The sequence below is a fragment of the Pantoea sp. GM_Pan_4 genome, from assembly GCF_026541005.1.
GTDB classification, from domain to species: domain Bacteria; phylum Pseudomonadota; class Gammaproteobacteria; order Enterobacterales; family Enterobacteriaceae; genus Pantoea; species Pantoea dispersa.
Genome location: NZ_JALNUZ010000007.1, coordinates 77,992 through 102,775, shown reverse-complemented (window position 1 = coordinate 102,775; position 24,784 = coordinate 77,992). Strand labels below are relative to the sequence as shown.

At 59.2% G+C, this 24,784-nt stretch carries 19 protein-coding genes and 3 tRNA genes; 13 read left to right on the top strand and 9 right to left on the bottom strand.

From position 1 onward, the window contains the following. Positions 1 to 10 precede the first annotated feature (10 nt). From ptrA to recD, 3 genes are read left to right on the top strand one after another with little or no spacing between them, the layout of a single operon-like run. Positions 11 to 2,908 (top strand): pitrilysin, encoded by a 2,898-nt coding sequence (gene ptrA / locus OXR61_RS15505; protein ID WP_021506709.1) that lies wholly within the window; start codon positions 11 to 13, stop codon positions 2,906 to 2,908. After that, entirely contained in the window at positions 2,905 to 6,444 is a 3,540-nt protein-coding gene (recB, locus tag OXR61_RS15500) for an exodeoxyribonuclease V subunit beta (RefSeq protein WP_021506710.1), read from the top strand. Before ptrA ends, recB begins: the two co-directional genes overlap by 4 nt. Then, the gene (gene recD, locus OXR61_RS15495; RefSeq protein WP_031279507.1) at positions 6,441 to 8,288 is read left to right on the top strand and encodes an exodeoxyribonuclease V subunit alpha; all 1,848 of its coding nucleotides are present in this window, start codon (positions 6,441 to 6,443) and stop codon (positions 8,286 to 8,288) included. The genes recB and recD overlap by 4 nt, the downstream gene beginning before the upstream one ends. A gap of 51 nt (positions 8,289 to 8,339) precedes the next feature. Here recD and argA read toward each other — a convergent pair whose 3' ends face one another. Next, complete coding sequence (gene argA, locus OXR61_RS15490; RefSeq protein ID WP_021506712.1) at positions 8,340 to 9,668, bottom strand: amino-acid N-acetyltransferase; 1,329 nt, start codon at positions 9,666 to 9,668, stop codon at positions 8,340 to 8,342. Between the two features lie 232 nt (positions 9,669 to 9,900). On the opposite strand from argA, the gene amiC reads away from it, so the two are divergent. Further along, positions 9,901 to 11,136, top strand: coding sequence for an N-acetylmuramoyl-L-alanine amidase AmiC (gene amiC / locus OXR61_RS15485; RefSeq protein WP_031279511.1), 1,236 nt, complete (start codon positions 9,901 to 9,903; stop codon positions 11,134 to 11,136). Positions 11,137 to 11,224: 88 nt separating this feature from the next. Here the strand turns inward: amiC and OXR61_RS15480 are convergent. The 3 genes from OXR61_RS15480 to OXR61_RS15470 all read right to left on the bottom strand — a co-directional run bounded on the left by OXR61_RS15480 (position 11,225) and on the right by OXR61_RS15470 (position 11,559). Continuing rightward, positions 11,225 to 11,301 (bottom strand) — tRNA-Met (locus OXR61_RS15480). A gap of 52 nt (positions 11,302 to 11,353) precedes the next feature. Continuing rightward, positions 11,354 to 11,430, bottom strand: a tRNA-Met gene (locus OXR61_RS15475). 52 nt (positions 11,431 to 11,482) lie between these two features. After that, positions 11,483 to 11,559 (bottom strand) — tRNA-Met (locus tag OXR61_RS15470). 207 nt (positions 11,560 to 11,766) lie between these two features. Here OXR61_RS15470 and mltA point away from each other — a divergent pair. Further along, positions 11,767 to 12,915, top strand: coding sequence for a murein transglycosylase A (gene mltA, locus OXR61_RS15465; RefSeq protein ID WP_021507388.1), 1,149 nt, complete (start codon positions 11,767 to 11,769; stop codon positions 12,913 to 12,915). Positions 12,916 to 12,975: 60 nt separating this feature from the next. Next, complete coding sequence (gene tcdA, locus OXR61_RS15460) at positions 12,976 to 13,782, top strand: tRNA cyclic N6-threonylcarbamoyladenosine(37) synthase TcdA (RefSeq protein WP_021507387.1); 807 nt, start codon at positions 12,976 to 12,978, stop codon at positions 13,780 to 13,782. Here tcdA and csdE read toward each other — a convergent pair. Continuing rightward, on the bottom strand, positions 13,770 to 14,222 hold the full coding sequence (csdE, locus tag OXR61_RS15455) for a cysteine desulfurase sulfur acceptor subunit CsdE (RefSeq protein WP_021507386.1): 453 nt from the start codon (positions 14,220 to 14,222) through the stop codon (positions 13,770 to 13,772). The genes tcdA and csdE overlap by 13 nt on opposite strands. A gap of 4 nt (positions 14,223 to 14,226) precedes the next feature. Then, positions 14,227 to 15,432, bottom strand: a complete 1,206-nt coding sequence (gene csdA / locus OXR61_RS15450; protein WP_267412359.1) for a cysteine desulfurase CsdA — start codon at positions 15,430 to 15,432, stop codon at positions 14,227 to 14,229. Between the two features lie 208 nt (positions 15,433 to 15,640). On the opposite strand from csdA, the gene OXR61_RS15445 reads away from it, so the two are divergent. From OXR61_RS15445 to rlmM, 4 genes are all read left to right on the top strand, one after another. Next, positions 15,641 to 15,865 (top strand): YgdI/YgdR family lipoprotein, encoded by a 225-nt coding sequence (locus tag OXR61_RS15445; RefSeq protein WP_010616412.1) that lies wholly within the window; start codon positions 15,641 to 15,643, stop codon positions 15,863 to 15,865. A gap of 342 nt (positions 15,866 to 16,207) precedes the next feature. Beyond that, the gene (locus tag OXR61_RS15440; protein WP_010616414.1) at positions 16,208 to 17,125 is read left to right on the top strand and encodes a transcriptional regulator GcvA; all 918 of its coding nucleotides are present in this window, start codon (positions 16,208 to 16,210) and stop codon (positions 17,123 to 17,125) included. Positions 17,126 to 17,175: 50 nt separating this feature from the next. Then, complete coding sequence (locus OXR61_RS15435; protein ID WP_021507384.1) at positions 17,176 to 17,571, top strand: DUF423 domain-containing protein; 396 nt, start codon at positions 17,176 to 17,178, stop codon at positions 17,569 to 17,571. Beyond that, a complete protein-coding gene (gene rlmM / locus OXR61_RS15430; protein ID WP_021507383.1) occupies positions 17,564 to 18,664 on the top strand; it encodes a 23S rRNA (cytidine(2498)-2'-O)-methyltransferase RlmM in 1,101 nt (366 codons plus the stop codon). The genes OXR61_RS15435 and rlmM overlap by 8 nt, the downstream gene beginning before the upstream one ends. Before the next feature lie 602 nt (positions 18,665 to 19,266). Here rlmM and xni read toward each other — a convergent pair. The 3 genes from xni to queF all read right to left on the bottom strand — a co-directional run bounded on the left by xni (position 19,267) and on the right by queF (position 22,469). Further along, positions 19,267 to 20,034, bottom strand: a complete 768-nt coding sequence (gene xni / locus OXR61_RS15425; protein WP_021507382.1) for a flap endonuclease Xni — start codon at positions 20,032 to 20,034, stop codon at positions 19,267 to 19,269. A gap of 38 nt (positions 20,035 to 20,072) precedes the next feature. Further along, positions 20,073 to 21,437, bottom strand: coding sequence for a nucleotide 5'-monophosphate nucleosidase PpnN (ppnN, locus tag OXR61_RS15420; protein WP_021507381.1), 1,365 nt, complete (start codon positions 21,435 to 21,437; stop codon positions 20,073 to 20,075). A 186-nt stretch (positions 21,438 to 21,623) separates the two neighbouring features. Beyond that, the gene (gene queF, locus OXR61_RS15415; RefSeq protein WP_021507380.1) at positions 21,624 to 22,469 is read right to left on the bottom strand and encodes an NADPH-dependent 7-cyano-7-deazaguanine reductase QueF; all 846 of its coding nucleotides are present in this window, start codon (positions 22,467 to 22,469) and stop codon (positions 21,624 to 21,626) included. A 62-nt stretch (positions 22,470 to 22,531) separates the two neighbouring features. On the opposite strand from queF, the gene syd reads away from it, so the two are divergent. The 3 genes from syd (at position 22,532) to truC (ending at position 24,774) form a co-directional block, all read left to right on the top strand. Further along, on the top strand, positions 22,532 to 23,080 hold the full coding sequence (gene syd / locus OXR61_RS15410) for a SecY-interacting protein (protein WP_267412358.1): 549 nt from the start codon (positions 22,532 to 22,534) through the stop codon (positions 23,078 to 23,080). Positions 23,081 to 23,668: 588 nt separating this feature from the next. Then, on the top strand, positions 23,669 to 23,995 hold the full coding sequence (locus OXR61_RS15405) for a YqcC family protein (protein ID WP_021507377.1): 327 nt from the start codon (positions 23,669 to 23,671) through the stop codon (positions 23,993 to 23,995). Next, positions 23,995 to 24,774, top strand: a complete 780-nt coding sequence (gene truC, locus OXR61_RS15400) for a tRNA pseudouridine(65) synthase TruC (protein ID WP_021507376.1) — start codon at positions 23,995 to 23,997, stop codon at positions 24,772 to 24,774. Before OXR61_RS15405 ends, truC begins: the two co-directional genes overlap by 1 nt. Positions 24,775 to 24,784: the final 10 nt, after the last annotated feature.

Sequence of the window (24,784 nt, the reverse complement as noted above, 5' to 3'; positions counted from 1 at the left end):
AGGGGTTGAAATGCGGATTTACGCACGCTGGATAGGAGCGCTGCTGCTGAGCATGCTGGCGCTGAATGCCTTTGCCGACGACGGGCGCGGCTGGCAGCCGATTGATGAAACCATCCGCAAGAGCGATCACGATCCGCGCAGTTATCAGGCCATTACCCTGAGCAACGGCATGACAGTGCTGCTGGTGTCAGATGCTGCCGCGCCGAAATCGCTGGCAGCGCTGACGTTACCGATCGGTTCTCTGGACGATCCCGACAGTCAGCTGGGCCTGGCACACTATCTGGAACACATGGTGCTGATGGGATCAAAAAATTATCCGCAGCCGGATAACCTGGCGGAGTTTCTCAAGAAGCACGGTGGCAGCCACAATGCCAGCACAGCCTCGTACCGCACCGCGTTTTATCTGGAAGTCGAAAACGATGCGCTGCAACCGGCGGTGGATCGTCTGGCGGATGCAATTGCGCAACCCCTGCTCGACCCAACCAATGCGGACCGCGAGCGGCATGCGGTTAACGCTGAGCTGACGATGGCACGCTCGCGCGATGGGCTGCGTATGGCGCAGGTTGGCGCGGAAACCCTCAATCCGGCGCACCCCGGTTCGCGTTATTCGGGCGGTAACCTTGATACTCTGAGTGACAAACCCGACAGCAACCTGCATCAGGCGCTGCTCGATTTCTATCACCGCCACTACTCGGCGAATCTGATGAAAGCGGTGATTTACAGTAACAAACCGCTGCCGGAGATGGCGACGATCGCTGCACAGACCTTTGGTCGCGTGGCCAATCATCAGGCCAGCGTGCCGGACATTACCGTGCCGGTGGTCACCGATGCGCAGAAAGGCATCATCATTCATTACGTGCCAGCACAGCCGCGCAAGCAGCTGAAAATTGAGTTTCGCATCGCCAACGACAGCGACCAGTTCCGCAGCAAAACCGACACCTTAATCAGCTATCTGCTGGGCAACCGCAGCAAAAATACCCTGAACGACTGGTTGCAGCAGCAGGGACTGGCGGATGGCGTCAATGCCGGCGCGGATCCGATGACCGAGCGCAACAGCGGCGTGTTTGCCATCTCGGTTTCGCTGACCGACAAAGGCCTGGCGCAGCGCGATCGCGTGGTGGCTGCGGTATTCAGCTACCTTGATATGCTGCGCAAACAAGGTATCGACAAGCGCTATTTCGATGAAGTCGCGCACGTGCTGGCGCTGGATTTCCGCTATCCATCAATTACCCGCGATATGGATTACATTGAGTGGCTGGTGGATACCATGCTGCGCGTGCCGGTGACGCACACCCTGGATGCGCCTTATCTGGCCGACCGCTATGATGCGGCCGCGATCAGCGCCCGTCTGGCTGAGATGACGCCGCAGAACGCCCGCATCTGGTACATCAGTCCCGCTGAGCCGCACAACAAACAGGCTTACTTTGTGAATGCGCCTTATCAGGTGGATAAAATCACCGCCGCGCAGTTCAGCGCCTGGCAGCAGCAGGCGCAGCAGATTCCGCTGTCGCTGCCGACCCTGAATCCCTACATTCCGTCGGATTTCTCCCTCATCCCGTCTGACGGTAAGCATTACGATCATCCGGTGGCGCTGACCAATGGCGACAGCATGCGCATCTACTGGATGCCGAGCCAGTTCTACGCCAGCGAGCCGAAGGCCGCTATTACGCTCGCACTGCGAAACAAATCCGCGATCAGCGATGCGCGCCAGCAGGTGTTGTTTGGACTCAACGACTACCTCTCCAGCCTGGCGCTGGATGAGCTGAATTCGCAGGCTTCGGTGGGCGGCATCAGCTTCTCTACCGGTGAGGACGACGGGCTGGTGTTCAATGCCAGCGGCTTCACCCAGCGCCTGCCGGAGCTGCTGAAAAAGCTGGTTGAAGGCTACGCCAGCTTCCAGCCGGATGCGCAGCAGCTCGAGCAGGCGAAATCCTGGTATCTGGATCGGCTGGAAGCAGCGGAAAAGGGCAAAGCGTTTGAACAGGCGATTCAGCCGATGCAAATGCTGTCCCAGCTGCCCTACACCCAGCGTGAGGCGCGACGCCAGCTGGTGAAACAGATCACGCTGCAGGAGGTGATGGATTACCGCGATGCGCTGATCCAGCACGCCACGCCGGAAATGATGGTGGTCGGCAACCTGTCGGCCGATCGCGTCAGGCAGCTGGGCGAAGAGCTTAAACAGCAGCTGCACAGCACGGGGCACGGTTACTGGCACAGCAATTATGTGGTGGTGGATAAGCCGATCAAAGCCAACCTGCAGAAAACCGGCAGCAGCACCGACTCAGCGCTGGCGACGCTGTATGTGCCGCTCGGCTACAGCGAGTATCAAAGTATGGCTAACAGCACCATGCTGAGCCAGATTGTGCAGCCGTGGTTCTACAATCAGCTGCGCACCGAGGAGCAGCTGGGCTATGCGGTGTTCGCTTATCAGATGCCGATTGGTCGCCAGTGGGGCATTGGCTTCCTGCTGCAAAGCAACAGTAAAGCGCCCGCTTATCTGCTGCAGCGTTTCCAGGCGTTCTATCCGCAGGCGGAACAGCGTCTGCGCAGCATGAAAGCGGAAGATTTCGCCCAGTATCAGCAGGCACTGATCAACGATCTGAAACAGCGCCCGCAAACGCTGGATGAAGAAGCCAACCGTTACAGCCGTGATTTCAATCGCCAGAACTTCGCGTTTGATACGCGCGAAAAAGCCATTGCGCAAATTCAGCAGCTGACACCGGCCAGCCTGGCTGACTTTTTCCATCAGGCCGTGCTGGCGCAGCAGGGCATGGCGATGATCTCGCAGATTGGCGGCAGTCACGATGGCACCCACGATGCGGATTACGCGCCGCTGCCGGGCTTTACCACCTGGGATGAAGTCGCCCGCCTGCAGCAGTCGCTCTCCGTGAAGAGTGATGCGCCATGAGTCAGCGCCCTGAATCGCTCAATCCCCTGACGCTGCCGCTACAGGGTGAGCGTCTGATTGAGGCCTCCGCCGGCACCGGTAAGACCTTTACCATTGGTCTGCTCTACCTGCGTTTGCTATTGGGACTTGGCGGACCGAATGCCTATGCGCGCCCGCTGTCGGTGGAAGAGATTCTGGTGGTGACCTTTACCGAAGCCGCCACCGCCGAACTGCGCGGCCGTATCCGGGAAAATATTCATGAGCTGCGGCTGGCCTGTCTGCGCGGCGTCAGCGCAAATCCGATGCTGATGCAGCTGCTGGCCGACATTGCCCAGCCCGCTGAGGCGGCCTCGCTGCTGCTGGCGGCGGAACGGCAGATGGACGAGGCGGCGATATTCACCATTCACGGCTTCTGCCAGCGCATGCTCAATCTCAATGCGTTTGAGTCCGGTATGCTGTTCGAGCAGCAGCTGATTGAAGATGAACAGCAGCTGTTGCGTCAGGCGACGGCGGATTTCTGGCGGCGCCATTGCTATCCGCTGACGCTGGATATTGCGCGCGTCATCGTTGCGGAATGGAGCGGGCCGGAACAGCTATTGTCGACGCTGCGCCCGTGGCTGCAGGGCGAGTCGCCCAGCCTGCGTCTGGCGCCGCACGACAGTGAAACCCTGACATCACGCCACAGCAGCAACCTGGCGCGTATTGCCGAAATGAAAGCGCAGTGGCGGGCGCTGGGCGAAGAGGTGCTGACGCTGGTCGGGCAGTCTGATGTTGATAAGCGCAGCTACAGCAGCAAAAACCTGCCGCTGTGGGTCAGCAAAGTCAGCGCCTGGGCGCAGAGCGAGACCGTGGATTACCAGATTCCCGCCGAGCTGGCGCGTTTCGGTCAGCAGGTGCTCAATGAAAAAACTAAAAAGGGCGCGCCACCGCAGCACCCGTTGTTTGCCGCCATTGATACATTCCTGGCGCAGCCGCTGTCGCTGCGCGATTTGGTGATTGCACGCGCGCTGGTGGAGGTGCGTCACGCGGTGCGTAAAGAGAAACGCCTGCAGGCGCTGCTGGGGTTTGACGATCTGCTGAGCCGGCTGGACGAGGCGCTGCAACAGCCCGGCGGCGAGCAGCTGGCGCAGGCGATTCGCCAGCGCTTTCCGGTGGCGCTGATTGACGAATTCCAGGATACCGACCCGCTGCAGTACCGTATTTTCCGCACGCTCTATTTACAGCAGCCGCAGCATGCGCTGCTGCTGATTGGCGACCCAAAACAGGCTATCTACGCCTTCCGCGGTGCGGACATCTTTACCTATATCCGCGCGCGCAGTGAAGTTCACGCGCACTACACGCTGGATACCAACTGGCGCTCGTCACCGGCGATGGTGGAGAGCGTCAATCAGCTGTTTATGCGCCAGCCTGCCCCGTTTCTGTTTGCGGACATCCCGTTTCTGCCGGTCAATGCCGCGCCGCCCAATCAGCGTTTGTCGCTGAGTATCGACGGCGAGGAGCAGGCCGCGCTGCGCTTCTGGCTACAGCCGGGCGCAGGCTGCAGCGTCAGCGAATACCAGCAGCTGATGGCGCAGCAGTGCGCCGCCGATATCAGCCGCTGGCTGCAGGCGGGTCAGCAACAGCGCGCGCTGCTGGGCAAAACGCCTGACCAGCGGCCGGTGCAGGCCTCGGACATTACCGTACTGGTGCGCAGCCGGAACGAAGCCAATCTGATTCGCGCCGCGCTCAATCAGCTCGGCATCCCTTCGGTGTATCTCTCCAACCGCGACAGCGTGTATACCACGCCCGAGGCGCGAGAACTGCTGTGGCTGCTGCAGGCGATCCTCGCGCCCGAGCAGGAGCGGATGCTGCGCACCGCGCTGGCCACGTCGCTGTTTGCCTTTGATGCCGCGCAGCTGGACGCGCTGGATCAGGATGCACGCGGCTGGGATGCGCTGGTAGATACCTTTGCCCGCTGGCAGCAATTGTGGCACCAGCGTGGCGTACTGCCGATGCTGCGCCAGCTGATGCTGGAGCGCCAGCTGGCAGAAAACCTGCTGGCCTCAGAGAATGGCGAGCGTCGCCTGACCGATCTGCTGCACCTCGGCGAACTGCTGCAGGAGGCGGCGGCCCAGCTCGACAGTCCGCACGCGCTGGTGCGTTATCTGGCGCAGCAGATCGCCCGACCGGACAGCCAGTCGGCCAGCCAGCAGCTGCGGCTGGAGAGCGACCGCCACCTGGTGCAGATTGTCACCATCCATAAATCCAAGGGGTTACAGTATCCGCTGGTGTGGCTGCCGTTTGCCGCCGGTTTCCGCGAGGCCGATATCGCGCTCTATCACGACCGCGAGCATTACAACGCGGTGCTGGATTTGCAGAATGATGAGCAAAGTCTGGCGCTGGCAGAGCAGGAGCGGCTGGCAGAGGATTTACGCCTGCTGTACGTGGCGCTGACGCGTTCGGTGTATCACTGCAGCGTCGGCGTGGCACCGCTGTTTCGCGGCACACGCAAGAAAGAGGGCGAGAGCGATTTACATAAAAGCGCGCTGGGTTTCCTGCTGCAGCGCGGCGAGCCAGCCACCGCAGAACAGCTGGCGAGTTTACTGCACGACATCAGCGTGACCGGAACCGAAGTGGTGCTGGCGCAGCCGCAGGGCCATGAACGCTGGCAGGCGCTGGACGAGGTTGACGATGAGCTGGATGCGCGCAGCGTCACGCGCGCGCTGGCCGATCCGTGGCGTGTTACCAGCTACTCCGGGCTGCAGCAGCACGGCAGTCATCGTCTGCTGGATGTGATGCCGGGCTTCGATGCGGAAGCGGTCGGGGAAGATCGCGAGGCGGAAGTGCTGGAAGCCGCGCTGACGCCGCACCATTTCCCACGTGGCGCAGCGCCCGGGACTTTCCTGCATACGCTGTTTGAATCGCTCGACTTCACCCAGCCGCCGTCAGCGCCGCAGCTGGAACAGCAGTTGCAACAGAGCGGCTATCCGCTGCACTGGCAGCCGATGCTGAGCGAGTGGATTACCCGCGTGGTGAACACGCCGCTCAACACTGAAGGGATCCGGCTGAGCGACATCACACCGGGCAATCGCCTGATCGAGATGGAGTTCTATTTGCCGATTGACGGACTGCTGACGGCACCGGCGCTGGACGCGTTGATGCGGCAGGATCCGCTGTCGCGTCAGGCGCCGCCGCTCGACTTCCGCCAGGTGCAGGGCATGCTGAAAGGCTTCATCGACCTGGTATTTCGCTGGCAGGGCAAATACTATCTGCTGGATTACAAATCTAACTGGCTGGGCGAGAGCCATCAGGCATACACACCGCAGGCGATGGCGCAGGCGATGATCGACCACCGTTACGATTTGCAGTATCAGCTGTATACGCTGGCACTGCATCGCTATTTGCAGCACCGCCTGACGGATTACGATTATGAACAGCATTTTGGCGGCGTATTCTATCTGTTTTTACGCGGCATGGATGGCAGCTCGCCAGATAACGGGGTGTTCCATACCCGACCGACGTCAGATTTCGTTTCACAACTGGATAGCCTGTTTCGCGGGCCGGGAGCAGCAGCATGAGTAGCATGAGTACGCTATTGGCACAGGCGGCAGAACTGCGCCTGCTGCGGGCGCTGGATATTCAGTTTGCCCGGCTGCTGGCCGACGACGATCGGCCCGCGCATCTGCTGGCGGCTGCCTGTCTCAGCGCGGAAGCCGGTGACGGTCACGTCTGTCTGCCGCTGTCGCAGCTTACCCGCGAAGCGCTGTTCAGCGGTCGTCATCCGGAGCTGGCGCACGCCATCTGGCAGGCCGCCGGCGAGCCGCAGGACTGGCCAACGCTGCTGGCGGACTGGCAGGCGCTCAGCGCCAGCGATCGCCCGGCGCCGGTGGTGCTGCGTGATAACCGGCTCTATCTGCACCGGCTCTGGCATCACGAAGGGGAAGTGGCGCGCTTCTTCCAGCCACAGGCGGCGCCGCAGCTGTTTGCGCCCGAACAAGTGCGCAGCGTGCTGGATACCTTTTTCGGCAGCCAGCCTGAGGACTGGCAAAAAATTGCGGCGGCGGTGGCGCTGACGCAAAAAACTGCGGTGATCTCCGGCGGGCCCGGCACCGGCAAAACCACCACGGTGGCGAAGCTGCTGGCGGCGCTGATTCGCCTCAGTGAGGGAACCCTGCGCATTCAGCTGGCCGCCCCTACCGGCAAGGCGGCGGCGCGGCTCACCGAGTCGTTGGGTAAGGCGCTGCGCAGTCTCGACGTCAGCGATGCGGAGCGCCAGCGTTTTCCGGCAGAAGCCACCACGCTGCACCGTTTACTTGGAGCCCAGCCGGAGACGCAGCGCCTGCGCTACCACGCCGGTAACCCGCTGCATCTCGACGTGCTGGTGGTCGATGAAGCCTCGATGGTCGATCTTGGCATGATGGCAAACCTGATCGCCGCGCTGCCCGCTCATGCGCGGGTGATTTTTCTCGGCGATCGCGACCAGCTGGCCTCGGTTGAAGCCGGTGCGGTACTCGGGGATATCTGCCGCTGTGCCGAGGCGGGCTACAGTCCGGTGCGCGCGTTGCAGCTCACCACGCTGACCGGCTGCGATGTTGCCGGCACCGATGATGCGGTGGCCCCGGCGGTGCGCGATGCCATCTGCCTGCTGCGCAAAAGCTACCGTTTCGCGGAGCACTCCGGCATCGGTCAGCTGGCTGCGGCGGTCAACGCCGGCGAAGCGCAGGCGGTCGAGGCGGCCTTTCAGGCGGGCTTCAGCGATATCGTGCGCCAGCCGCTCAACGATGCCGAAGCGTATCAGGCGATGCTGACGCAGATTGCCGAAGGCTATCGGCCATTTCTCCAGCTGATTAACCAGCGTGCCGCACCAGCCGAGGTGATTGCTGCGTTTGGCCGTTATCAGCTGCTGTGCGCGCTGCGCGAAGGGCCATTTGGCGTGCAGGGGCTCAATCAGCGTATTGAGCACAAGCTGATGCAGCTGCAGCTGATTCGGCGTCCGGCAGGGGGCAGCCGCTGGTATCAGGGGCGTCCGGTGATGGTGACGCGTAACGACAGCGCGCTCGGCCTGTTCAATGGTGACATCGGCATTACGCTGTTCGATGAGGAAGGGCTGCTCAAGGTGTTTTTCCCGCTGCCCGATGGCAGCATCAAAGCGGTACAGCCAAGTCGCCTGCCGGCCCATGACACGGCATGGGCGATGACGGTGCACAAATCACAGGGTTCGGAGTTTGACCACACCGCGCTGGTGATGCCGGCTCAGTTCCTGCCGGTACTGACGCGCGAGCTGATTTATACGGCCATTACCCGGGCGCGCAGCCAGCTGACGCTGTTCAGTGATGAAGCGGTGTTCCGGCGTGCGGTGCAGTTGCGCACGCAGCGGCGCAGCGGGTTGCTGGATCGCTTAGGGGGAGAAGAGGGCAGATGATTGCGCCGCGACGGGGAATAGCCCTCAGCGGCGCGTAAGGTGCGCTGGCGCTTAGCGTAAATCTGCCATCAGCACTTTCGAACGACGCTGATAGTTGTACATCTGCTTTTTGCTTTCAGGCAGCGACTCAATATCCACCGGCGTGAAGCCGCGCTCCTGGAACCAGTGAATGCTGCGCGTGGTCAGCACGAACAGCTTCTTCAGCCCCATCTGCCGCGCCTGCAGCGCCACGCGCTCCAGCAGCAGCTCGCCGCGTGACGAGCTGCGATAGTCGGGGTGCACCGCCACGCAGGCCATCTCGCCGATTTGCTCGTCCGGGAACGGATAGAGCGCCGCGCAGGCGATGGTCATGTTGTCGCGCTGAATAATGGTGAATTTGTCGATCTCCATCTCCAGCTGCTCGCGCGAACGGCGCACCAGAATGCCCTGCTGCTCCAGCGGACGAATCAGTTCAAGGATCCCACCGATGTCGTTGATGTTGGCGCGGCGAATCTGCTCGGCCGACTCCATGACAATCTGCGTACCGATACCGTCACGCGAGAACAGCTCCTGCAGCAGTGCGCCATCTTCCTGATAGCTGATCAGATGGCTGCGGCGCACGCCGCTGCGGCAGGCTTTGACCGCGCCACGCAGGAAACGCACGGTACCGGAGAGAAAATCACCGTCGCTCTCCATTTCATCAATACGCGTCTGCGCCTCGTTCGGGAACAGCTCGGAAATGATGGTGCCTTCGCGGTCGGTTACGCCCTGTTCGGAGCAGAAACCGATCATCTTCTCGGCTTTCAGCTTAATCGCCAACTGCGTCGCCACCTCTTCCGAGGTCAGGTTAAAGCTTTCGCCGGTCACCGAGACCGCCACCGGACCCAGCAGCACAATGGCATTGTTATCCAGCTGACGATGGATCGCCTCTTCGTCAATCCGGCGGATGCGGCCGCTGTGGCAGTAATCGACGCCGTCATCCACGCCCAGCGGCTGAGCGATGATAAAATTACCGCTCACCACATTAATATGCGCGCCCTGCAGCGGCGTATTATTCAGGCTCATCGACAGACGCGCCGTAATATCGAGCTGTAAACGCCCGGCCGCCTGCTTCACCAGCTCCAGCGATTGGGCATCGGTCACGCGCGTGTGTTTGTGATAAATCGGTTCCAGCTGCTGCTGCGCGAGGCTGGCATCGATCTGCGGCCGCGCGCCATAAACCACCACCAGGCGAATGCCGAGACTATGCAACAGGCCGATATCGTTAACGATGCTGGAGAAGTTCTCATGCTCGATGGCCTCGCCACCCAGCATGATGACAAACGTCTTGTCACGGTGGGCATTAATATAGGGAACGGTATGGCGAAAACCCTGAACCAGTTCGGTACTGCGTTCCTTCACGGCAAACCCTCTGTGAATGGTTATTCGAAATTTATGTATTTTTATGCTCTTTCGCCGCTTTTTGCAAGCATCGGACCTGACGTTACTTTACGATTTTCCTGATGCAAGCCACGCTAACAGACTGCATTATCTGGTTTTTCCGGCAAGACAAGACATTCCTCATTGAATAAAGTTTTCGCCTTCTGCTCGTCAACTGACGATTTTTTAGACATAACACAGTAGCTGGAGCGGCATGTCCGAAGCTTTTACCCGAAGACGACTTTTACAGGGCGCAGGTGCGCTGTGGTTGCTAAGCGTGACGCGCAGCGGTTTTGCGGCCAGTCAGCACATTGTGGCCGTGCGCATCTGGCCATCCTCGACTTACTCGCGCGTGACGCTGGAATCCAACGTCGCGCTGCACTATAAGCAGTTCACGCTGAGCAATCCCGAACGGCTGGTGATCGATATCCAGAACCTGCATATCAACAGCGCGCTGAAAGGCATCGATAAGCTGGTGCGGGTGGACGATCCCTACATTAAAACCGCGCGCGTCGGTCAGTTCGATCCCACCACGGTGCGTGTGGTGCTGGAGCTGAAGCGCAGCGTGGCACCGAAAACCTTCACCCTCGATCCGGTCGCCGGTATTCGCCACCGGCTGGTGGTCGATCTCTATCCCAGCCAGTCGTCACAGGAAGAGGATCCGCTGCTGGCGTTACTGAAGGATTACAACCAGGGCGAACTGGAGCGCGATCAACCGGCGCAGGCGCCGCTACCGGGTAAAGCCGGGCGCGATCGACCGATTATTATCATGATCGATCCCGGTCACGGCGGGGAAGATCCCGGCGCGCACGGCAAGTACAAAACACGCGAGAAAGATATCGTGCTGAAGATTGGACGCTATCTGAAAGCGCTGATCGACAAAGAACGTAATATGAAGGCTTACATGACGCGCAACGAAGATGTGTTTATACCGCTGCGCGTGCGGGTCGCGAAAGCGCGCAAGCAGCGCGCCGATCTGTTTGTCTCAATTCACGCCGACGCCTTTACCAGCCGGGCGGCGCGCGGCTCTTCGGTCTTCGCGCTCTCCACCAGCGGCGCAACCTCGGCCGCCGCGCGCTTTCTCGCCCAGACGCAGAACGAAGCGGATTTGATCGGCGGGGTCAGCATGAGCGGCGATCGCTATCTCGACCACACCATGTTCGATATGGTGCAGCGGCAGACCATCAGCGACAGTCTGAAGTTTGGCAAAGAAGTGCTGACGCGCATGGGCCACATTAACCACCTGCATAAACGCACGGTGGATCAGGCCGGCTTTGCGGTGCTGAAAGCGCCGGATATCCCGTCGATTCTGGTGGAAACGGCGTTTATAAGTAACGTTGAAGAGGAGCGGAAGTTGCGTACGCCGCGTTATCAGCATCAGGTGGCGGAAGCCATTCTGCACGGTATTAAGGCGTATTTTGACAAAGGCGGCGTGCTGGCACGACGTTAGGGCAGGGCGGCAGCGATGCCGCTTTTTACCAGGCCCAGAAACAAAAAAACACCCGTCAGGGTGTTGTGATGTTCTTCGTCAGAAGAAGTGGTTGCGGGGGCCGGATTCGAACCGACGACCTTCGGGTTATGAGCCCGACGAGCTACCAGGCTGCTCCACCCCGCGTCCGTCTGTCGCACTGAGCGACTTTGCACATTGTATTCTTCGTTAAGACAATTGGTTGCGGGGGCCGGATTCGAACCGACGACCTTCGGGTTATGAGCCCGACGAGCTACCAGGCTGCTCCACCCCGCGTCCGTCTGTCGCGCTAAGCGACTTGCCACATTGTCTCTTCATCACGAAGAATTGGTTGCGGGGGCCGGATTTGAACCGACGACCTTCGGGTTATGAGCCCGACGAGCTACCAGGCTGCTCCACCCCGCGTCCGTGGATGCGCACTATACACCGGGCGTATGATGATGCAACCCCTTTTTTGCGTTAAAGCGCTAAATAGACAAACAGTTGCTGAATTATTTGGCCATTGGGCGATTTATTATACAGATGTGAGCGCGCTAGCCTGTGGCAGATTTCATTCTGTCTGCCCCTTTGCTATCGTCGCCGTGCAAACAACCAGCTTAAAAAGAGAAGGTAATGAAAGGACATTGGGCGAAGTATGCACTTACTGGCGCATTTCTGGCGCTGTTAGCCGGTTGTAGCTCTAAGCCGACCGATCGCGGTCAGCAATATATTGATGGCAAGCTGGAGCAACCGCTCGGGCTGGTGAATGAGCCGAATGCCAAAGGGCGTCCGGTCAATGGCCGTGATTTCGGCCTGCAGGTGCAGCAGATCCAGTCGGCGTCGTCCGGTCTGTATGGCCGCAACCTCGGCACTTACAGTGCGATTCAGAACTGGCTGCTCTCCGGCGCCGATACGCGTCAGCTGCGCCAGTTCGGCCTGAACGCCTATCAGATGGAAGGCACCGACAGCTACGGCAACGTACAGTTTACCGGTTACTACACGCCGGTGGTGGAAGCGCGTTATACCCGTCAGGGCGAATTCCAGTATCCGATTTATCGCATGCCGCCGCGTCCGCGCGGACAGAAGCTGCCAAGCCGCGCTTCTATCTATAGTGGCGCACTGGATGAGCGTTATGTGATTGCCTGGAGTAACTCGCTGATCGACAACTTTATGATGGACGTGCAGGGCAGCGGCTATGTCGATTTCGGCGATGGCCGTCCGCTGCGTTTCTTCGGCTACGGCGGTAAGAACGGCTGGGCTTACCACAGTATTGGTAAAGAGCTGATCGATCGCGGTGAAGTGAAGCGCGAAGACATGTCGATGCAGGCGATTCGGCAGTGGGCGCAGGAGCACTCACCGCAGGAAGTGCGCAACGTACTGGAAACCAATCAGTCGTTCGTGTTCTTTAAGCCGGAAGAGTATGTGCCGGTGCGCGGTGCCAGCGCGGTACCGCTGATTGCCAAAGCCTCGGTGGCGTCCGATCGTTCGCTGATTCCCGCCGGTACGGCGCTGCTGGCTGAAGTGCCGCAGCTGAATGAGAAGGGCAAATTCAACGGCAAATATGAGATGCGCCTGATGGTCGCACTGGACGTGGGCGGCGCGATCAAAGGCCAGCACTTCGATATCTACCAGGGCGTCGGCCCGGATGCGGCGCATCTGGCGGGCTTCTACAACCATTATGGCCGCGTCTGGGTGCTGAAAGCCGCACCGGGAACCGGCCAGCCGCTGTTCAGCAATCCGCAAAACGGCAATAATGGTTCATTGATTATCGGCGCAAATTGATAGGCTGCGCACCCTGGGTTTGTCGGGTGCGCGTCCGCGCATCGTACTAAAAGGTTAGCTATGAAAGTTGTCAGCGACGCCTGGCGCCAGCGATTTGGCGGCACGGCGCGTCTCTACGGGCAGGAAGCACTGCAGCGTTTTGCCGACGCGCATTTCTGCGTCATCGGCATCGGCGGCGTCGGTTCCTGGGCGGCCGAAGCGCTGGCGCGCACCGGCATCGGTAAAATTACCCTGATTGACATGGATGATGTGTGTATTACCAATACCAACCGTCAGATTCATGCGTTGCAGGGGCATGTCGGTCAGGCGAAAACCGAGGTGATGGCGCAGCGTATTCACGCCATCAATCCGGAGTGTGAGGTGATCTGCATCGATGACTTTATCACGCCGGACAATACCGCTGAGCTGATGGCGGCGGGGTTCGACTATGTGATTGACGCGATTGATAGCGTGCGCCCCAAGGCTGCGCTGATTGCCTGGTGCCGGCGCAATAAGATCCCGCTGATCACCACCGGTGGCGCCGGCGGACAGATCGATCCGACGCAGATTCAGGTCAGTGACTTAGCCAAAACCATTCAGGATCCGCTGGCTGCCAAACTGCGCGAGCGGCTGAAAAGTGATTTTGGCGTAGTGAAAAACAGCAAGGGTAAACTGGGGATCGACTGCGTGTTCTCTACCGAGGCGCTGGTGTATCCGCAGCCGGACGGCAGCGTATGCGCTTCGCGCAGCACGGCGGAAGGGCCAAAGCGCATGGACTGTGCCGCCGGCTTTGGTGCGGCCACCATGGTGACCGCCACCTTTGGTTTTGTTGCGGTGTCGCACGCGCTGAAAAAATTTCTCGCGCGCGCGGCGCGTCAGTCTGCCTGATGCGCGCGGGCAGCACGCTGTACCGCCTCAGCCAGCGCCTGTAAACCACTGCTGCGCGAGGCGCTCAGCTGCGCGCGCAGCCCTAAGGTATCAAACAGCGCCAGCGGATCTGTGGCTAACAGCGCCGCGGGCGTTTTTCCTTCCACCGCTGTCAGCAGCACCGCCAGCAATCCGCGCACAATGCGTCCCTCGCTGTCGCCGTAAAAATGCAGCGTACCGTCGGCCCGCTGCTGGCTGCTGAGCCAGACGCGGTTTTCGCAGCCGGACAGCTCAATTTCCGCCGTTTTCAGCGCTTCCGGCAGTGCCGGCAGCTGGCGGCTGAGCTGAATCAGCTGGCGATAGCGATCTTCCCACTGATGAAAATGGGCAAACTTCTCCGTCAGGCTGGCTTCGGTAATCAGATCACCAAACGGATGGGGGGCAAGCAGGGCTGATGTCATTACGTTACTCACTCAGTAAATCCACGGCATGGTGCATGGCGCGCACCAGCGCGTCCACGTCCTGCAGATTATTATAGGGGGCAAATGAGACGCGCAGCGTGCCGCTGACGCCAAGTGCCGCCATCAGCGGCTGGGCACAGTGCTGGCCGGCGCGCAGCGCGATGCCCTGTTCCGCCAGCAGCGTCACGATATCGCTGTGGTGAATACCGGCGATATCAAACGCCAGCAGGCTGGCGCTGCCGCAGCGGAAACTGCGGAAGCCGGGAATAGCGCTGAGTTGCTCTTCGGCAAGGCTGGCCAGCTGCTGGCTCCAGCGTTCGGCTTTTTCCGCATCGTACTGCCCCAGCCAGTCCAGCGCCGCACTCAGCCCGACCACGCCCGCCACGTTCGGCGTGCCTGCTTCAAAGCGCCACGGCACCGGCTGCGGCGTGAAGCCGCTGAAATCGACCTGCGTCAGCATTTTGCCGCCGCCCTGCCACGGCGGCATCGCGTCCAGCAGCTCCGCTTTGCCGTACAGCACACCAGTGCCCATCGGACCATACAGCTTGTGAGCGGAAAAGGCGTAGAAGTCGATATCCAGCGCCTGCACATCCGGCGGGCAGTGCACCACGCCCTGCGCGCCATCCACCATCACTTTCGCCCCGACGCCGTGCGCCAGCGTAATCGCCTGCGCCAGATCCGGACAACCGCCGGTCACGTTAGACATCTGACCTATCGCCAGCAGCCGGGTGCGCGCGTTGAGCAACTGCGGCAGCAGGGCGATATCCGGCCGCCGGTCAGCGCCAAGCGACCACTTTATCACTTTCGCACCGCTGGCCTGCGCCACCATCAGCCACGGCACCAGATTGGCGTGGTGCTCGGCTTCGCTCACCACAATCTCGTCGCCCGGCTGCAGGCGCGGTGCCAGCCAGCTGCGCGCCACCAGATTGATGGCTTCCGTGGTGCCACGCGTCCAGACGATTTGCCGATCGTCCGCCGCCTGCAGCCAGTGCGCCACGCGCGCACGCGCCTGTTCATACTGTGCCGTCAGCGCGCGGGCAGCGGCGAACTGGCTGCGGTGGACGGTGCCGCCGCTCAGCGAATAAAACTGCGCGGTCGCGTCAATCACCGCCTGCGGCTTCAGCGCGGTGGCGGCGCTGTCGAGATAGACACCCGCATCGCTCAGCGCGGGAAACTGCTGACGAAACTCGCCAGGAGAGAAATGGGTCATACTCAGCTCACTTACTTGGATGTTAGGACCAGGCTGAAAGCCACGCCGTGGCCTGGCAAAGCTGGAAAAGCGCGTTATGCTAATTATTGCAAGGTTTGAACCGAAACCCGCATAACGAATCGGTCTGTTCCAGTCGATCGCTCTGTTTGCTGCCACTGGTCAGCGCACGCGGGTGGTTTAATGCAATCAATCTGCAAGGAGATAGAAGATGAATAAACTCGCCGCAGTGCTGGCCGTGTGCACCATGGCCTTTACCCTGGCCGCCTGTTCCAGCAACTACGTCATGCATACTAATGATGGTCGCACCATTGTTGCGGATGGCAAACCAAAAGTTGACGATGAAACCGGTATGATCAGCTATAAAGATGCCAATGGCAACGAGCAGCAGATTAACCGCTCAGATGTGAAAGAGATGGTGGAAATGGGCCAGTAAGCCCGGTAAGCAGGTAAAAAAAAGCACCGCAATTTGCGGTGCTATTTAAAATCACTATGGACAGACAGGGTAAATCTACAGGAATTAAAAGTTTGATCTGCAATCGTCAGATCAAAATGCAAACACAACATCACGACCACAAGCCAAAAGCTCTCTAAAAGTCTGCGATCTCTCGCACGTTTCCAGAAATCTTTTCGTTCCGGCTCAGGAAGTGCGGCAACTATAGGTATTTGCTGGAGCTTCCTCAACGGACAAATTATAATGTCTCGGATTAAAAAATCTAATACGTAACGACTTTGTATAAGTTGCAGTGTTACGCTGCCAATCCGGGTACGGAAAACCATGTCAAAACGCCTTCCGCCGCTTAATGCTCTTCGCGTCTTCGACGCTGCGGCCCGTCATTTGAGCTTCACCAAAGCCGCTGAGGAGCTGTTTGTCACCCAGGCGGCTGTCAGCCATCAGATTAAATCGCTGGAAGATTTTCTCGGTCTCAAGCTGTTTCGCCGGCGCAATCGTTCGCTGTTACTGACCGAAGAGGGTCAAAGCTACTATCTCGATATCAAAGAGATTTTTTCGGCACTGAACGATGCCACGCGCAAACTGCAGGCGCGCAGTGCCAAAGGGGCTCTTACCGTCAGCCTGTTGCCGAGTTTCGCCATTCAGTGGCTGGTTCCGCGCCTCTCCAGCTTTAATCTGGCTTATCCGGGCATTGATGTGCGTATCCAGGCGGTAGACCGTGATGAGGAGAAGCTGGCCGACGATGTCGACGTGGCGATTTTTTACGGCCGCGGCAACTGGCCCGGTTTGCGGGTAGAAAAATTGTATGCCGAATATCTGCTGCCGGTGTGCTCGCCGCTGCTGCTGACCGGTGACAATCCGCTCAAATCACCGGCCGATCTGGCGCATTTCACGCTGCTGCATGACGCCTCGCGCCGTGACTGGCAATCCTATATTCGTCAGCTGGGCTTGCAGCACATTAATGTTCAGCAGGGGCCGATCTTCAGCCACAGCGCCATGGTGCTGCAGGCGGCGATCCACGGCCAGGGCGTGGCGCTGGCCAATAACGTGATGGCGCAGAGTGAAATTGAGGCCGGACGGCTGGTCTGTCCTTTCAACGATGTCTTAGTGAGTAAAAATGCTTTTTATCTGGTTTGTCATGACAGCCAGGCAGAACTGGGTAAAATAGCCGCCTTTCGGCAGTGGATTCTGGAAAAAGCCGCAACTGAACAAGAAAAATTCCGCTTCCGCTACGATCACTAATGCGTTGCCTGCCGCACAGTGATGTGCGGTTTCACCTTGAGGATAAATGAATGTCCAGTCGTGCCATGTTTATATTTGCCGCCATCAGCGGCTTTCTGCTGGTGGCGTTTGGTGCTTTTGGGGCGCACGTGCTGAGCAAAGCGCTCGGCGCGGCCGAGATGGCGTGGATCCATACCGGCCTTGAATATCAGGCGTATCATACGCTGGCGATTATCGGTATTGGCGCAGCGATGCTGCGTCGCGCCAATATCTGGTTTTACTGGAGCAGCGCCGCGATGGCGCTGGGTATCGTCCTGTTCAGCGGCAGCCTGTATTGTCTGGCGCTGTCGCACCTGAAGTTTTGGGTGTTTGTTACGCCGGTTGGAGGCCTGTGCTTCCTGATTGGCTGGTTTTTGATGTTGATTGGCGCGCTGCGTCTGAAACGAAAGGCAGATCGCCATGAATAAAGTTTTACTCTATTGCCGTCCGGGATTTGAGAAAGAGTGTGCGGCAGAAATCAGTGCCAAAGCAGCGGAACGCGAAATCTACGGTTTTCCGCGCGTTAAAGATGACGCCGGTTACGTGCTGTTTGAGTGCTATCAGCCGGAAGAGGCGGAAAAACTGATCGCCACGCTGCCGTTCGCGGAGCTGATTTTTGCCCGGCAAATGCTGGTAGTGGGCGAGCTGCTGCGCGATCTCCCGCCGGAAGATCGTATTACCCCGATCGTCGGCATGCTGAGCGGCGTGGTGGAGAAGGGCGGCGAGCTGCGCGTTGAAGTGCCCGACACCAATGAAGCCAAAGAGCTGACCAAATTTTGCCGAAAGCTGACGGTACCGCTGCGCGCCAGCCTGCGCGACAGCAAAATCCTGCTGAATTATGAGAGCAATAAACGTCCGGTAGTGCATGTGTTCTTTATCGCGCCGGGCACCTGCTACGTTGGTTATTCGCTGCCGCACAACAACTCGCCGTTTTACATGGGCATTCCGCGCCTGAAGTTCCCGGCCGATGCGCCAAGCCGCTCTACGCTGAAGCTGGAAGAAGCATTCCATGTGTTCGTGCCGGCCGATGAGTGGGACGAACGGCTGGGCAGCGGCATGTATGCGGTCGATCTTGGTGCCTGCCCCGGCGGCTGGACCTATCAGCTGGTGAAGCGCAGCATGTGGGTCTACGCGGTGGATAACGGCCCGATGGCACCAAGCCTGATGGATACCGGACAGGTTACGCACTGCCGCGAAGACGGTTTCAAATTCCGCCCGCCGCGCAGCAACATCAGCTGGCTGGTGTGCGACATGGTGGAAAAACCGGTGCGCGTCGCCAGCCTGATGACCGAATGGCTGGTCAACGGCTGGTGCCGTGAGGCGATCTTCAACCTCAAGCTGCCAATGAAAAAGCGCTATGAAGAAGTCACGCAGAACCTGGCGATGATGGACGCGGCGCTGAAGGAGAAGGGCGTAAACGCGCAGATCCAGGCGCGCCAGCTGTATCACGACCGCGAAGAAGTGACCGTGCATGTGCGCCGGATCTGGGCGGCAGTCGGCGGACGGCGCGACGAACGCTAGTTCTGCTTCATACTTTGCGCTATCGCGGCGTTGGCTGCACCTGCTCGCCCCGGTCACATACTAATGTATGCTCCCGGTGACTCCCAGGCTTGCCGCCTTGCGCTTGCACAAATTATTTCGCAGATTGGCTGCTTCGTATTAATGCAGGTAACTGCAGGCTGCATAACATTTGTAGCGGCGCGATTCATCGCGCAATAAATTGCGCCGCTACCAAAACCGCAACCGGTGTGGAATGGGGCTGAAACCTGCCTGACCAGCTCGGGCTTGTCGTCCTGCGGTGGCACAAATTATTTCGCAGAACTTCTGCTTCATTCTTTGCACTATCGCGGCGTTGGCTGCGCCTGCTCGCCCCGGTCACATACTGATGTATGCTCCCGGGGACTCCCAGGCTTGCCGCCTTGCGCTAGCACAAATTATTTCGCAGATTGGCTGCTTCGTATTAATGCAGGTAACTGCAGGCCGCATAACATTTGTAGCGGCGCGATTCATCGCGCAATAAATTGCGCCGCAACTAAACCCGCGATTGTTGTGGAATGGGACTGAAACCAGCCTGAACAGCTCAGGCTTGACGTGCTGCTGTAGGGGCGCCATTCATGGCGGCCTCAATGACGCGCCGGACCCTGATACCGCAGCGTATTTAAATTCCCCTGCAACACCAAATCCCGCTTCAGCGTTGACACCTGTCGGCACACCTCCGCGATCGCGCGGTGATCGCGTAACTTCTTCTGCCACTTCTCAGGTACCTGATCCAGCTGCTGATACAGCGCCTCGAGCGAACCAAACTGCAGCAGCAGTTCCCGTGCGCTTTTCGGCCCGATGCCGGGCACGCCTGGAATTTTGCTGCTGCTGATACCGCATAAGCCCCAGTAATCCGCCAGCTGGGCCGGCGCGACGCCGAACTCCTGTTCGATAAATGGCACGTCCAGCCAGCGCTTTTGAAAATAATCGCGGATGCGGATGCTCGGCGCCAGCAGCTGGCAGTAACCTTTATCGGTGGAAACGATGGTGGCCTGATGACCGGCGTCGGCCATCTTCACTGCCAGCGTCGCGGCCAGATCGTCCGCTTCATCCTGTTCGGCAACCCAGCAACTGACACCGCTGGCCTCAAAAGCCGCCTGCAGCGAGGCCATCTCCTGCTGTAAATCATCCGGCATCGGCGGGCGACCCGCTTTGTAGTCCGGCAATAACTGATGACGCCAGCCAGGCTGTCGGTCATGGCTGTCAAACACCGCCACCACGTGCGTTGGTCGCGTGTGGCCCAGCAGCTGATGCAGCGCCGCCACGCAGGCCTCACGACAGGGCGAACCCTGCACCGCATGCAGGCGGCGGATCAGATTGAGCGCGTCGATAATAAGCAGATGAAGCGACATAGTGATACCGGCAGCCCGCAGGCTGCCTTCCTGATGGGTTATTTGATGATTTCGTAGCAGGGGATGTAAGCGCTGCCGGGCAGCTTCATGCGCTGCTGCGCGACGAAGCCCTGCAGCAGTTCGTCCATGCGGTGCATCAGATCGGCATCGCCTTGCAGCTGATACGGACCTTTTTCCCGGATTTCGCGGATCCCCATCTCTTTGACGTTACCGGCCACGATGCCCGAGAAGGCACGCCGCAGATCCGCCGCCAGTTTTTCCGCTGGCTGATTCGGGAACAGCTTGAGGTTGGCCATATTTTCGTGGGTCGGCAGGAACGGTACCTGCAGATCCGGTGCAATGCGAATCGACCAGTTGAAGCTGTAGGCATCGCCGGTTTCGCGGCGGTACTCTTTCACCTGCGGCATGGCTTTCTTCATCAGACGCGCCACTTCCGCAGCATCATCAATGATGATTTTGTAATGCCGGCGCGCGGCTTCACCCAGCGTATTAACGATGAAATCATCCAGCACGCGGAAGTAATCGGCGCTCTCTTTTGGCCCGGTGAGGATCAGCGGCAGGACCTGATCGCTGTTCTGCGGATTCATCAGAATGCCCAGCAGATACAACAGCTCTTCTGCCGTACCCACGCCGCCCGGGAAGATCACGATGCCGTGCGCGATGCGCACAAAGGCTTCCAGACGCTTTTCAATATCCGGCATGATGATCAGTTCATTCACCAGCGGGTTAGGTGGCTCCGCAGCGATGATCGACGGTTCAGTCAGGCCGATAAACCGGCTGTCGTGATAGCGCTGCTGCGCATGGCCTACCGCTGCCCCTTTCATCGGCGCTTCCATCACGCCCGGACCACAGCCGGTACAGATGTTCAGTTCGCGCAGGCCCATCTGGGTTCCGACATTGCGGCAATATTGATATTCGACCGCGTTGATGGAGTGACCGCCCCAGCACACCACGGTGTTGGGATATTCGCCCACGTGCAGCGCGCGCGCATTGCGCAGAATGGAGAACACCTGATTGGTGATGTGCGCGGAGTCGGTGACATCCTGATTCTGCAGACGATCCGCTGCCGAGAGCTGACCGTTAACAAACAGAATATCGCGCAGTACGGCAAACAGGTTCGCCTGCAGCGAACGGATAATCCGGCCGTCAACAAACGCCTCTTCCGGCGGGTTGATCAGCTCCAGTTTCACGCCGCGCTCGCGGCGCAGCACGTTGATGTCAAAGTTTTCGAAGCGGGAAAGCAGTTCGTGGCTACTGTCGGTCTGGCTGCCGGAGTTGAGTACCGCCAGCGAACAGTTGCGAAACAGCTGGTAGAGATCGCTGCTGGCAGTACGCTTCAGCATGTCGACTTCCAGCTGGGAGAGCAGATCCATTGAGCCAAGCGGGCTGATATGTGTAATCAAGAGAACTCCTTTACACGCAAATGCGTGACTGATGACGCTGCGCTTAACCCGTTGAGCGCAGTGACGAAAATCCTTCGGTAAGCACGCTGTCGCCCTCGCGCCTGTACCAGAGTACCGTTGTCGGCCGCGAATGCTCAAGTGGAACCGCGCATCCGTGCGGCGGCCTGCGAGACATCTCGCAATCTGTTACTGGCGCACCAGGCGGGAGTAGCCCGGCGTGAAAGGAACATTGCTGCGCCACGGATTGATATCCAGCCCGCCGCGCCGCGTGTAGCGCGCATAGACGGTTAATGCTGCTGGCTGACAAAAGCGTTGTATATCGTTAAAAATGCGCTCGACGCACTGCTCGTGAAACTCATTGTGCTGGCGGAACGAAATCAGATAGCGCAGCAGCGCTTCGCGATCGATACGCGGGCCCTGATAGCGAATCATCACCGAGCCCCAGTCCGGCTGATTGGTGATCAGACAGTTCGATTTCAGCAGATGGCTGACCAGCGTCTCTTCAACCACTTCGCTGCCCGTTGCGCTGGCGAGGTAATCAGCGTTAAAGCCGTAATCGCTGATGGTGATATCCTGCTCGTCGATGACATCGCCAGCGAAGTGCCCGATCGGCTGACCTTCCACTTCGCTCAGGCGAAACAGCGCCACGCTGACCTTGCCGTTAGCGCAGGCGCTGAGATCGCGCTCCAGCGTTTGCCGCACGGCGCCCCAGTCGGCGAAAATCGTCTGGTTAAAGCTGTTAAGATAGAGTTTGAAGCTTTTGGACTCGATCAGATTCACGCTGTCGGCGCTTAGCACCACTTCGCCGACCGCGACCTGCGGCACGCCTTTGCTGTTTAGCCAGGAGAGTTCATACAGCGTCCAGATATCTGCGCCGTGGAACGGCAGGTTATCGGGATAAAGCCCGAGCGGCTCGCGATTCAGGCTGCGCGGCACCGCCTGCAGCAGCGTGTTATCGTAGCGATCAACATACGCGGTGGGCTTACCCAAAGTCAGGCCGCTCAGCGCCGTATCCCGGTTTTCAGAAGACATAACGGTTACCACTAAAATCCATCAAAGGGAGTCAGTGTAACCGATCACCAGCGAGAAGATGAATGATGCAGCAAACCGCAGAGGCCCTGGGCGATTTTACCGCCCGTTATGTAGCGCACTGGCAGCAGCAGCACGGCCATTTACCCGCCAGCGCAGAGCTGTACGGCGTGCCGTCGCCCTGCATCATCAGTGAACTGGATGAGCGCGTCCTGTGGCAGCCGCAGGACTTTACCCTGCCAGCTTCGCTGGCAGCCGTTGAGCGCGCACTGGATATTCAGCTGCAGCCGGACCTCACCACGTTCTATACCACGCAATTTGCCGGCGACATGCACGCGCAGTTTGCACAGCAGCCGCTGACGCTGCTGCAGGTGTGGAGCGAGGACGATTTTACCCGCCTGCAGGAGAACCTGATTGGTCATCTGGTGATGAAGCGCCGTCTGAAACAGAGCCCGACGTTGTTTATCGCCACGACAGATTCGGAGCAGGATGTTATCGCGGTGTGTAATCTGACCGGTGAGGTGATTGTGGAGCAGCCGGGAACGAAAAAACGGCAGAAACTGGCGGTGGATATTCAGACATTTCTTAATGCTTTACAACCGGTTAGTTCGTGAGTTGCAGACTTTTCTCGCAGCCTTTGTAAGAGATCTCTCACAACTGTTGTGCGAGATCGCCAGAACATTACGCAGACTTCCGGAAGTCCGCAATGTAAAAATATTGTGAATCATGCAGTTATGGCATCAATCCGAAAATACAGACATGGCTTAATCGTTTAACGGCGCTTACTGACTTGTTATTGCGATGGTTTCTGCCAGAATAGTCACCACTGGCAGGAAGCCACGGATTGAGAGACGTTCAGGAGAATGTCAGCCAGGCGGCAGGAACGTAACGGAGTTTACGTCACAGGGAAGGCTTCAGGATGAAGCAGGACACTCCGGAGTGAGTAAAGGACACCTCCAGGATGGAGAATGAGAGCCACGCGGGATGTGGCGGGCCAGGATGCTAAGGACCAATGTCACGATGACAGGCGACGGAAAGCGCAGGAACAGTTGTCAAGGATGAGCAGGGAGCACAGCGGTGGCGGGAATGCTGCAAACGAACCGGGAGCACTGTAATCACAGTGCTCCCTTTTTTTATGCCGTTTTTGCGCGCGCACCCACTAATGATATGCTTGCCGCCCCTTTTTGACGCGGAGGTAGCGTATGTCGACGCACCTGATTATTCAGCGGCTGCAGCAGGTCGAAGCGGTGATGCGCGAACACGGCCACTGGCAGACGCACGCCCCGGCGGCGGAAGCCTTTAATAGCACGCAACCTTTCTGTCTCGATACCCTGCAGCCGCTCGAATGGCTGCAGTGGGTCCTGCTGCCGCGCATGCAGGCGCTGCTTGACGCCGGCGCCGCGCTGCCGCAAAACTTCGCCGTTACACCTTATTATGAGATGGCCCTGCCGCCCACCACGCCGGGCCATGCAGCGCTGCTGCTGACGCTCAGCCAGCTTGATGCGCTGTTTGCGCCGCCGGACGTCTGATGCTGGAGATCATTTATCATGATGCATGGCTGGTTGCGGTAAATAAACCGGCGGGCTGGCTGGTGCACCGCAGCTGGCTCGATCGCAAAGAGAAAGTGGTGGTGATGCAGACGGTGCGCGATCAGATTGGTCAGCACGTATTTACCGCGCATCGCCTCGATCGTCCCACGTCTGGCGTGCTGCTAATGGGGCTCTCCAGCGAAATCGGGCGGCTGCTGGCGCAGCAGTTTGAGCAGCATCAGATTCAGAAAACCTATCACGCAGTGGTGCGCGGCTGGCTGGACGGTAGCGCAACGCTGGATTATCCGCTGGTAGAAGAGCTGGATAAAATTGCGGACAAGTTTGTCACGGAACCGCGCGCGCCACAGCCGGCGGTCACCGATTATCGCGCGCTGGCGCAGGCAGAACTGCCGGTGGCCATCGGCAAGTACCTCAGCGCACGTTATACGCTGGTTGAGCTGTCGCCGCACACCGGGCGCAAGCATCAGCTGCGGCGCCATATGGCACACCTGCGTCATCCGATTATTGGTGACAGCTCGCACGGCGATCTGCGGCAGAACCGCGGTGCCGCAGCCCACTTTGGCATGGATCGCCTGATGCTGCACGCCAGTGCGCTGACGCTAACGCATCCGGTGACTGGCGAACCGCTGGTGATTCGCGCCGGGCTGGATCGCGTCTGGCAGCAGATGCTGCAATCGTTTGGCTGGCAGCAGCAACTGCCCGAGGTGCCGAGGGTTGAGTTTGCCGCTGAGGCAGTCCAGGATAAGCCGACAGAATAAAGGAGCGGCA